The organism is Candidatus Chlorohelix sp. (genome assembly GCF_037138995.1).
GTDB lineage: Bacteria > Chloroflexota > Chloroflexia > Chloroheliales > Chloroheliaceae > Chlorohelix.
The window spans coordinates 1-9358 of record NZ_JBAXHI010000072.1 but is presented as its reverse complement, the minus strand read 5'-3'; the positions used below and the strand labels follow the sequence as shown (position 1 = coordinate 9358).

Sequence of the window (9358 nt, the reverse complement as noted above, 5' to 3'; positions counted from 1 at the left end):
CCTGTTGAAGCCAAGCCCACTGTCGTTGAGACTGTCGCGCCGCCTAAGCCTGTTGTTATGCCATCAGGACCTGTAATCATGACCCTTGATGAAGGCATTGAAGTTGATTTGAGCAAAGCTGCCAGTGAAATTCTGGATTCTTATGGTGATTATTTCTCAGCTGCTTTGGCTAACTCCTTGACTCAGGATTTGCGCTTTATTAACTTTGCCAATGACTGGTTCCTCGAAGACCAAACTGAAAGATTGACCAAAGGAGATTTCCGCCGCATTCGCGATTATATGAATGAAGTTGGCGGACCTGTTACCGACACCGCTATATTGACGGATGTCTTTAACAAGCGCAACAACGATCAGGATTACGAAGCGAAACGCTTCTCCTTAAACTTCCGTCTTTCTCGTGAAAAGAAAGATTTCGAGTTTGTTGGCGCAGAAGACGATCGTATCTGGACTGCACCGGGTATGAACGCACTGGGTCAGGGCAAACGCAAGGCATCCGAAATCGGGTTGGACTATAAGTTCCTCGAAGATGCAAACTTAAATGACCCAATTGTGCTATCTACTACAGTAAAAGGGCGCAAGCAGTGGGAGCATACCATTACTTTTTACGAGTACGAGAACGGTTTGCTGCCTTATGATTTAAACGCCCGTACTCTATTCCCATCTGGTTTGTTGGAGGAACAGAAGCTGGTCATTCTGCGCCTTGAAGCTCCCCAACTGGAGTTTACCTACACTGCCGAGTTGCACTTTCCAAGTGGTACCCGTGGCGGGTGGATTGCCGGGTTGGAAGACTTCTATGCCAATAACCTGATACCGGGTGCAAAATTGGTGGTAACTCAGGGTATTCGCACGAATCACTTTATAATCGAGTACGAGGTTAGTAGTGCAGAACAAGAACGCCGCCTGTTGTTTTACGATGAGAGACGGCAGAAGTTTGTTTACAGAACCATTGGTTTTGAGTGCCAGGTAAATGAGAGCGAAATTCTCACGCCTGAACGCTTCAGCAAACTTGATAATCAGAAACGTCTTGAAGAATCTGACCGCAAGAAAACCGACTTTCTGGTGGCAAACGCCTTTGAACTGGTGGGTGTAAAACAAGCTGATGTGCTGCGGGCAGCTTTGAATGACCTGTATCCGCTGGTCAATATAGAGCGACCTTTTAGCAGAGCTTACCTTCGCAACCTATTAGCAAGTGGGAATAGCGCCTTCCGCGCCGATCCCAACGACCCAGAATACTTCACCTACCGCATTGGTGGGGTTAAAAAGTAAAAGCTGAACTTAAAAACTCCCTTCTCGATAAACCGGGAAGGGAGTTTTGCTTTTTAAAGTCTTTTTCTGAACTCTTTTATTGGATTCTTTTGACAATAAAAGACAGCTTCGCGCCGGTAGGAGCAGTAAAACTCACTTTGTCGCCAATTTTGCGACCTAACAATACCTGCCCTAGCGGTGAACCAACCGACAGTTTCACCCTTCCGCTGGAAGAATCAGACTGATTGCTGGCTTCCGCTTCGGTCACAATCCAAAAAACTTCCTCATCATCAAACCCATCTTCAGTAACCACTATGGTAGAACCAAGACGCACATACCCATCATTTACCGGTATTTCAACTATTACACTGGATTTCAGGATATTTCGCAATTCCTGTATTCTCCCGCGCTTTATTCCAAGCTCGCGGCGCAGGTCGTGATATGCAAAATTCTCACGCAAATCCCCCTGTGCTGCGGCATCCCCTACACGTGCCACCAAATCTGGTTCAATCACTTCCAGTAATTCTTTTAACTCAGCTTCAAGCGAGATTTTAGCTTCCGCCGTTAATTGGTTAATGGGGTTAGCCATTTATGTACTACCTCCTTAATTAAAATTGCCCAGCCCGTCGCATATAGCCTAACATTTTATAGAGCAGCTTTGCGCTATAGAAATCTGCTCTTTCCTGACCTTCACGAGGCATTAATTCCATAATATCAAACCCAACAATTTTGGTGTTTTCACAAACTTCTTTGAAAATTGCGAAAAATTCACGCCAGCGTAAACCACCCGGTTCGGGCGTGCCAACCGAGGGCATTTCGGCAGGGTCAAACGCATCCAAATCAACAGTAACATAAACGTGCTTGCCCCACTTCAAAAGGTCTGCTACCTCAAATTTGCGCTCGGCACGCTGGTAATCAAACAGCACTTCAACTTTGGAGTTAGAGCGTACAAATTCCACTTCCTCACGGCATACGCTCCTCACCCCAATAACATAAACAGGCACATCCATATCAGCGATACGGCGCATAACGCATGCGTGGCTTAGCTCACCATGATACGTAACACGCAAGTCACCGTGTGCATCAAAACTTAAAACTACTAAATCAGGAAATCGGTTTTTTAGGTCGTGAATAATGGGAATAGTCACCGAGTGTTCGCCACCCAGTGTAACCGTAAACTTCCCGGCATCCATACAAGTTTTGAAGGCAGAACCGATGAGAGCAAGACTCTGCTCCTGAGTTTTATCACTGAAATCAAGCTCATCCAGAGTAAAAATACCCAATTCTATTGGCTCGTCATCTAATTCTTCATCATAAAGCTCAACCTGAGAACTAGCAGCAAGGATAGCGGCAGGTCCTCTGGCTGTTCCCTGCATATAACTGGTAGTTTGTTCAAGCCCTGCCGGAATAATGGCTATCCGGCTCTCCTCAAAAGATTTTATATAACCTTCGCCCGGCTCAAGAAATTGTATAGCATTCGCCTTTATCTCGATTTCCTCAAGCTGAAAGTTCGCAAAAGTCACTGGATTTATCTCCACCTGTGTTTTTAATAGAAGAAGACCGCTACCCCATTAAAAAGGCAAGCGGCACAAGTTACGGTTTAAGTATTATAACACTCGCACCTATCCTGTAAAGTTGCCGAGTAGTTAAAAAGGATGTAGGAAAGTGCCGCAATAATGCCTATTGACTTTAGTAAGGGCAAAAGTCAAACTATTTGAGTGTAAATCAATAGTTATGAGGAGACTTTACTAACATGAGACAGCTAGAGCAGATGACTGAAACTGCTCCAATCCAATCAATTTCATTCAAAACAAAACTTCTAACGGGTAGTGGGCGACACTGGTTAGGTATCGGCATTGTAGCTATAGCAGGCGCAAGTTATGGCATACAAGCGGTGCTGGCTAAGTACGCCTATGAGGGAAATGCCAATGTCGCATCGCTATTAACTATCCGCTTCATTGGCGCAGGTTTGGTAATCTGGCTGACAATCTGGATATTGATTCGGCGCGGTGTGCGTTTGCAAATACGTCAACCTCGCCGAAAAGCGGTGAGCTTCTTCCTATTGGGGCTAATTTGGATTACCAACTCCCTCTTTTACTACATGGGTCTAGAGTTACTGCCAGCCGGGACGGCTTCCTTATTGGTGTTTGTATTTCCCGCTCTAATTGTACTTTGGTCGGTATTGTTTTTTAATGAGAAATTGAATTGGATTAAAACCATAGCACTTGGGATGGCGTTATTGGGCTGTTTCCTGACGGTTGACCCTTCCACCGCATTTATGGCGGGCGCAACCTTTAGTTGGCTTGGCGCTCTCTATATCTTCGGTTCTGCTTTCAGCAATTCTTGGTACTCTGTTCTGGCACAACACTTCGGAAAAAACACAAACGGCTTGATAATGGCAGGTTATTGCATACCGATTACGGCTGTTTGTTTTACCATTTATGTAAGCTTAACCGATACTTTTCGCTTTGATATGACAGTAGAAGGCTGGGTATGCTGCATAGCAATCGGAGTAATGACCGGGTTTTCGGTGTTTTTATTGCTAATGGGCATCAATATAATCGGAGCAACCCGCGCAGGAATAGTTGCAACCAGTGAACCGGCGGTTACAGTGCTATTAGGAGCGTTACTACTCGATGAGAGTATTACGCTTGCTAAACTTCTAGGCGGTTTTTTAATAGCGCTGGCAATCCTTAGTCTTAGCCGCAGAGCGCCTGAAGAAATTAGTCACTCCTGAGAAAAACCGTTCTTTTCAAACCCGCATCCGAACTTGATGCGGGTCTATTTATTTGCAAACATCAGGAAAAAACCAAATCTAGCTACATAATGTATAATAATTCGTGTATTTCTTATTTGTTCATTTCTTGTAAACTTAAGGGGAGCATAGCTGGATGTATGCAATTGTGCTTGCAGGTGGAATCGGCTCAAGATTATGGCCTCGTAGCCGCGTTACAAGCCCTAAACAACTTCTCGATCTTGTATCGGAACATACCATGCTACAGGAAACTGTGCTGCGGTTACAGAGCATAATTCCTATCGAAAATATCGTCATAGTGACAGGCGATTCGCAAGCGCAAAAAGCCCGGGAGCAATTGCCGGAGCTAAAACCTGAAAACGTGCTAATTGAACCGAGCGGGCGAGGTACTGCACCTGCTATTGGGTTAGGGTTAATTCATATCGAAGGGCTTGCCGCTGCGAAAGGCGAGTCTGACCCTGTAATCGGTTCTTTCCACGCCGACCATGTTATCACCAAAACCGATGAATTTCATAAAACTGTACTCGCTGCCGCTAATATGGCAGAACAAGGTTACATTGTTACGCTCGGTATTGAACCCGATAGCCCGCATACCGGATACGGCTACATTGAACGTGGTGCGTTATTGAGAACTATTGGCGAACTGGATTGTTACAAGGTCAATCGTTTCGTTGAAAAACCGGCACGCGAGATAGCCGAGCAATATCTGGCTACAGGGCGATATAGCTGGAATAGCGGGATGTTTATCTGGAAACTATCCACCATCCTAGGTGAATATCAGTCCCTTCAGCCTGAACTATACGCTCAATTAAACCAGATAAAAGCAGCCTATGGCAATGAGAATTATTGGCAAGTTCTTAACGAAATCTGGAATCAAATCAAATCTGAGACGATAGACGTAGGCATAGCCGAAAAATCAGCCCATATGGCAGTTTTGCCGGTTAACATTGGGTGGAGCGATGTGGGCGATTGGTCGGTAGTGGCAGAGCTAATCGCGCTACGCAATGCCGATGAGCAAGGCAACGCTATTATTGGGCAGCATCTTGGCATTGAAACCACCAATTCGCTTGTTTATACTGCAAACCAGCATAAGTTAGTAGCTACTATCGGGCTTGAAGATATTATTGTGGTGGATACTCCTGATGTATTGCTGGTCTGCAAACGCCAGAACAACCAAGATGTGCGTAAGATAGTAGAAAAACTTAAGGTTCTAGGGTTGGACAAATACCTCTAAATCAATATAGTGTCATCTGATTTGGGGGGTTATTCTGTCGTAAGTTGATGATTTTTTGTATGAAGTTCACAATGCCAAACCTGCATAACACAGCGCTCTTACCCATGAGCTTAAGTTTGCTTTTAGTAGTAGGTTTGGCTGTTACTTTTGGTAACAAGAATGTCGCAAACGCCGAAGCAACTCCCCAAATCACAATGGTAAGGCGCTGCGTTAATCGTTCGGAACAACAATCCGTTGTATAGCAATAAACTCAAATCAGTTTTCATGTTAGGGCTAATAATTGTCGGTTTGCTGCTCGCTGCTTGTGAGGATGAAAGTCGCCCTACGCGCACCCCGCAACTCTCTCTTGTTGCTCCAACTTTTGCGCCACTTATTGATACCTTGCCAGCCCCTAGCCCACAAGCCGGTTCTAGCTATGCCCCGCCGCCTACTCCGGCAGATATAGTAAGCGGTAGCCCTCTACCACGCTATCAGATTTTTATTACGCCTCCGCCCCTTGCCACTTTTGAAGCCTCCCGTAACTATGGTTATAGCGGGCGCATTTCTGCCGCAAATCTCAAGCCTGAGAATCTGACTCTAATCAATGGAGTGCCGCTGATTCCCTACATCGCCCCGCCTCAGACACGCCAGCCAACCCCAACGTTATTGCCCAATTACGGCACAAATGGAAGACCGCGTGTAGGGTTGCAAATCGGGCATCTGGATATTGACAAACTGCCTGATGAGTGGGCTGCGCTACGTAATCAGACGGGAGGCAGCGGGGGCGGCTATACAGAAGTACAGATTAACTACGATATAGCACGCCGCACCGCCGCTTTGCTCATCTCAAGAGGCGTGACGGTGGATTTGTTACCCGCTACTGTCCCGCCCGCATATACTGCCGATGCCTTTGTAGCCATTCATTGTGACGCAGTGACCAGCAGCAGTCCAAGCGGGTTTAAATTAGCGCACTATTGGAACAGCGCTATCCCCAAAACTGAGGATACACTGGTAAATTCGATTTACAGCCAGTACGAAGCCACAACCTTAATGAAGCGCGATGGTAGTATTACTGATGGCATGACCGAGTATTATTCCTTCAATTCAGCGTACCGCTATTACGCTATAAGTAAAGCTACACCCGGCGCAATAATCGAATTAGGCTTTCTTACCAATCCAAACGATACGCAAATACTGGTTAACCGTGCCGATAATGTGGCGCGAGGACTTGCCAACGGTATTATCGTATTTCTTAACCAACGCCCACCCTTCGAGCAACGCGAAAAACCCATAGGGTTGGCATCCGCCATTGAAGCTCGCCTTGACCGCACCCCCATTTTTAATACAGCCGATAGCGGTAACGTGATTGCGTATGTCTCTAGGCAACAAGTTTTTACCAATTATACGGAAAATAATAGCTCTTATGGAATCTGGTTGCCGATTCTTGAACAAGGCGGTTTCATTAAAAAGAGCGATGCCGCAGTAGTAAGTATCACGCGCTAGGCTTAGTGGTTTTACCAGTCCTAAATACCGATGTACCGGGAATAGAGCGTTTTAGCTATATTCTCATCGTCAGTACCTTTGATGATAGCACGCGCATCAGGGAAAACTGTGAACTCGTAGCCATCCAGTTTGAACCTCAACAGATACTCGTTCTGAATTACCTCCAATGCTCCGGCAGTCTGCAAACGAGTTGCCAATTCTTCTAGATTGATTTGTGCAGCAGGACGCACCGAAATCTGAACAGCATTTCGCCCACATAAACTAGCAGCGTGGCTACCGCGTGTCCCTTCCGATTCGAGATATTCAAATTTACGCTTGCCACAACATGGACAATCGGTCAGGGGCGTTTCAATCGGAAGTTTCTCAAAGCTGTTCTGCCACAAATCCACTGAAAGTAACCCACGATTGAGCGTTCCTTTACCCACCAGCAACTTGATTGCCTCACCCGCGGCTATAGAAGAAATTACCCCTACAATGCTACCGATAATACCCGCCGTATCGCAAGTAGGCGTAGTACCGGGTGGGGGCGGGTCGGGGAACAGGCAGCGCAAACAAGGGGTCTGTCCGGGTACAATAGTAGAGGTTATACCATAAGCTGCGATGACTCCACTATAAACCCACGCTTTACCCAGCTTAACACAAGTATCATTTATCAGGTAGCGCGTCTCAAAATTGTCGGTGCCATCCAGTACCACATTAACGCCCCTAATCAGTTCAAGCGCATTATCATAATTGAAATCTTCCACCAACGCTTCAATCGAAATTTCGCTATTTATCAGACGTAATTTAGCCACAGCCGCCCTTGCTTTAGGTAAGTTGCGCTTTAAATCTTCCTCATCGAAAAGGATTTGGCGTTGCAAATTATTCAGTTCAATAAAATCGCGGTCTATGATGGTCAAATGACCCACTCCCGCGCGGACAAGGTGATTGGCAAGGCTTGTACCCAATGCTCCGCATCCCACAATCAGAACGCGAGATTGCAGTAACTTTTTCTGACCTTCCAGACCTATTCCCGGATATAAAATCTGACGAGCATAGCGGACAAGCTCGTTTCTATTTTCATTATTGCTCATATAAAGTTCTGTTTTGGATATTTTTATTGAGAAAAGGGTGGAAGTGTAAAATCGCGACCCTCAGTATAATTGCGCTCTTCCACCACTAAGGTACGCGCCATTTTATCGTGCCAACCCTGTCGGCGCGAATCCACAAATATGGATAAAAAGCCCAGCATAAACCCAGCAGCGTTGAGCGGATAGCCCAAACATTGACGGATAAAAGCCAGCAACCAACCGGGCTTATTCCCATCGTAACGCACCACTCGAATGCCTAGCGCCATCTTACCGAGGGTCTGCCCGACAAGCGCAGTCATAGCCAAGAAATAACTGAAAAAGCATAGGGTTGAAAACAGCGAAGCCCACCACGGGATTCCCTGACTAAGGGGCAAGATATAAGTAAAGCTATTACTGGCAACAATAAGCATAATCCAACCCGGTAAAGAACCAAGAGCCCAATCCAAAATCCCTGCTAACAGGCGTTTCCCGTGATTCGCCCTTTTTAATAATACCAACTTACCCTGCTCATCTACATAGCTGTAAAACGCGCTCGGTTGCCCGCTTATATCATAAGTAATTCCTGCTGCGTTATAAGCCAGCGGATGGTAATACAAAAAGTTCGGGCTATTTACCGGGTTATAATTTGCGGATGGATATTGCCAAGCATTATAATAGTTACCATAATAAGCTTGAGGAGTTGTAGAATAATACTGTGGTGACGTATTTATAGAGACCGATGAAACGGGTGCAGGTGCAGGCGCAACCTGTAACGGTTCGCTAACAAGTTCCAGTGCCTGACCGCAGTTATAACAGAAATTTGCTTCCTTAAGATTAAATTTTCCGCAATTATTACAGTACATTACCGCCTAGAAATTTAAATCTTTAACTAACTCAGCCCGGTGTACCACTACAGTCCCTGCCAGACGGTCATGCCAACCCTGTCTCCGAGGCGCCCACGCCACCGAACTAAAGCCAATCATTACCATTATAGTCAGAATAAAACCCAATACATTTACCAGCCCAATGTCAACCGCGCTCAATATTTGCGAGATAATCCAGCTATAACCAAAAAGATTTCTAACCAGCGCGGTAGATAAATCCGGTTTGCTACCATCCAGTTTCATTACCTTTAGACCCATCAAGCGATGCCCCACTGTTTGTCCGAAGCGTGCCGTCATAGAGACACAATATAACAGGTAGATAGTACCGTTCAGCAGGATTAGCCAGTTTGAAGCATTTATAACATCTGGGTTGGTTGGGTCTATAGTATTTGATTCTATTACAGAAGCGGGTAAAGTCACCCAATACACCAGTAACGAAAGCATAAAACTGGGAATTGACATTATCAGTGTATCAATTATTGCTGCAACCAACCGAATCGAAAAGCTGGCAAAAATAGCATAAACCTGCTTGCCCTCTTTGGAATAGCTATGAAACGCTTGCGGGTTTTCGTTTACCACATACGGTACGCCGTTTGGAGCTACCGGGAAACGGGGCGGTAGCATCCCGCCACGCAATGCCGAAGGAGACATACCATAGGGAGAACGATAGCCGGGCGGGTAAGGGCTATTTTGTTGTGTGGGTGGGGGA

Annotated in this window: 9 protein-coding genes; 4 read left to right on the top strand and 5 right to left on the bottom strand. The window is 45.9% G+C overall.

The window, feature by feature from the left end:
- Positions 1 to 1266: hypothetical protein (locus tag WCK19_RS17715; RefSeq protein ID WP_342398733.1), on the top strand; the 1266-nt coding region annotated here is incomplete at its 5' end.
- Between the two features lie 76 nt (positions 1267 to 1342).
- Here the strand turns inward: WCK19_RS17715 and WCK19_RS17710 are convergent.
- Complete coding sequence (locus WCK19_RS17710) at positions 1343 to 1834, bottom strand: GreA/GreB family elongation factor (protein WP_342398732.1); 492 nt, start codon at positions 1832 to 1834, stop codon at positions 1343 to 1345.
- 19 nt (positions 1835 to 1853) lie between these two features.
- Positions 1854 to 2768 carry an agmatinase gene (gene speB, locus WCK19_RS17705; protein WP_342398731.1) on the bottom strand — a complete coding sequence of 305 codons (915 nt, stop codon included), beginning with the start codon at positions 2766 to 2768 and terminating at the stop codon, positions 1854 to 1856.
- A 230-nt stretch (positions 2769 to 2998) separates the two neighbouring features.
- On the opposite strand from speB, the gene WCK19_RS17700 reads away from it, so the two are divergent.
- From WCK19_RS17700 to WCK19_RS17690, 3 genes are all read left to right on the top strand, one after another.
- Positions 2999 to 3982: a DMT family transporter gene (locus WCK19_RS17700; RefSeq protein WP_342398730.1), complete on the top strand. Its 984-nt coding sequence runs from the start codon at positions 2999 to 3001 to the stop codon at positions 3980 to 3982.
- A 154-nt stretch (positions 3983 to 4136) separates the two neighbouring features.
- Complete coding sequence (locus WCK19_RS17695; protein ID WP_342398729.1) at positions 4137 to 5234, top strand: mannose-1-phosphate guanylyltransferase; 1098 nt, start codon at positions 4137 to 4139, stop codon at positions 5232 to 5234.
- Between the two features lie 234 nt (positions 5235 to 5468).
- A complete protein-coding gene (locus WCK19_RS17690) occupies positions 5469 to 6716 on the top strand; it encodes an N-acetylmuramoyl-L-alanine amidase (protein ID WP_342398728.1) in 1248 nt (415 codons plus the stop codon).
- A gap of 20 nt (positions 6717 to 6736) precedes the next feature.
- On the opposite strand, the gene WCK19_RS17685 is transcribed toward WCK19_RS17690, so the two are convergent.
- The 3 genes from WCK19_RS17685 to WCK19_RS17675 form a co-directional block, all read right to left on the bottom strand.
- Positions 6737 to 7789, bottom strand: a complete 1053-nt coding sequence (locus WCK19_RS17685; protein WP_342398727.1) for a ThiF family adenylyltransferase — start codon at positions 7787 to 7789, stop codon at positions 6737 to 6739.
- Positions 7790 to 7812: 23 nt separating this feature from the next.
- A complete protein-coding gene (locus WCK19_RS17680) occupies positions 7813 to 8628 on the bottom strand; it encodes an RDD family protein (protein ID WP_342398726.1) in 816 nt (271 codons plus the stop codon).
- A 6-nt stretch (positions 8629 to 8634) separates the two neighbouring features.
- The coding region (locus tag WCK19_RS17675; protein ID WP_342398725.1) for an RDD family protein at positions 8635 to 9358 on the bottom strand (724 nt) is incomplete at its 5' end.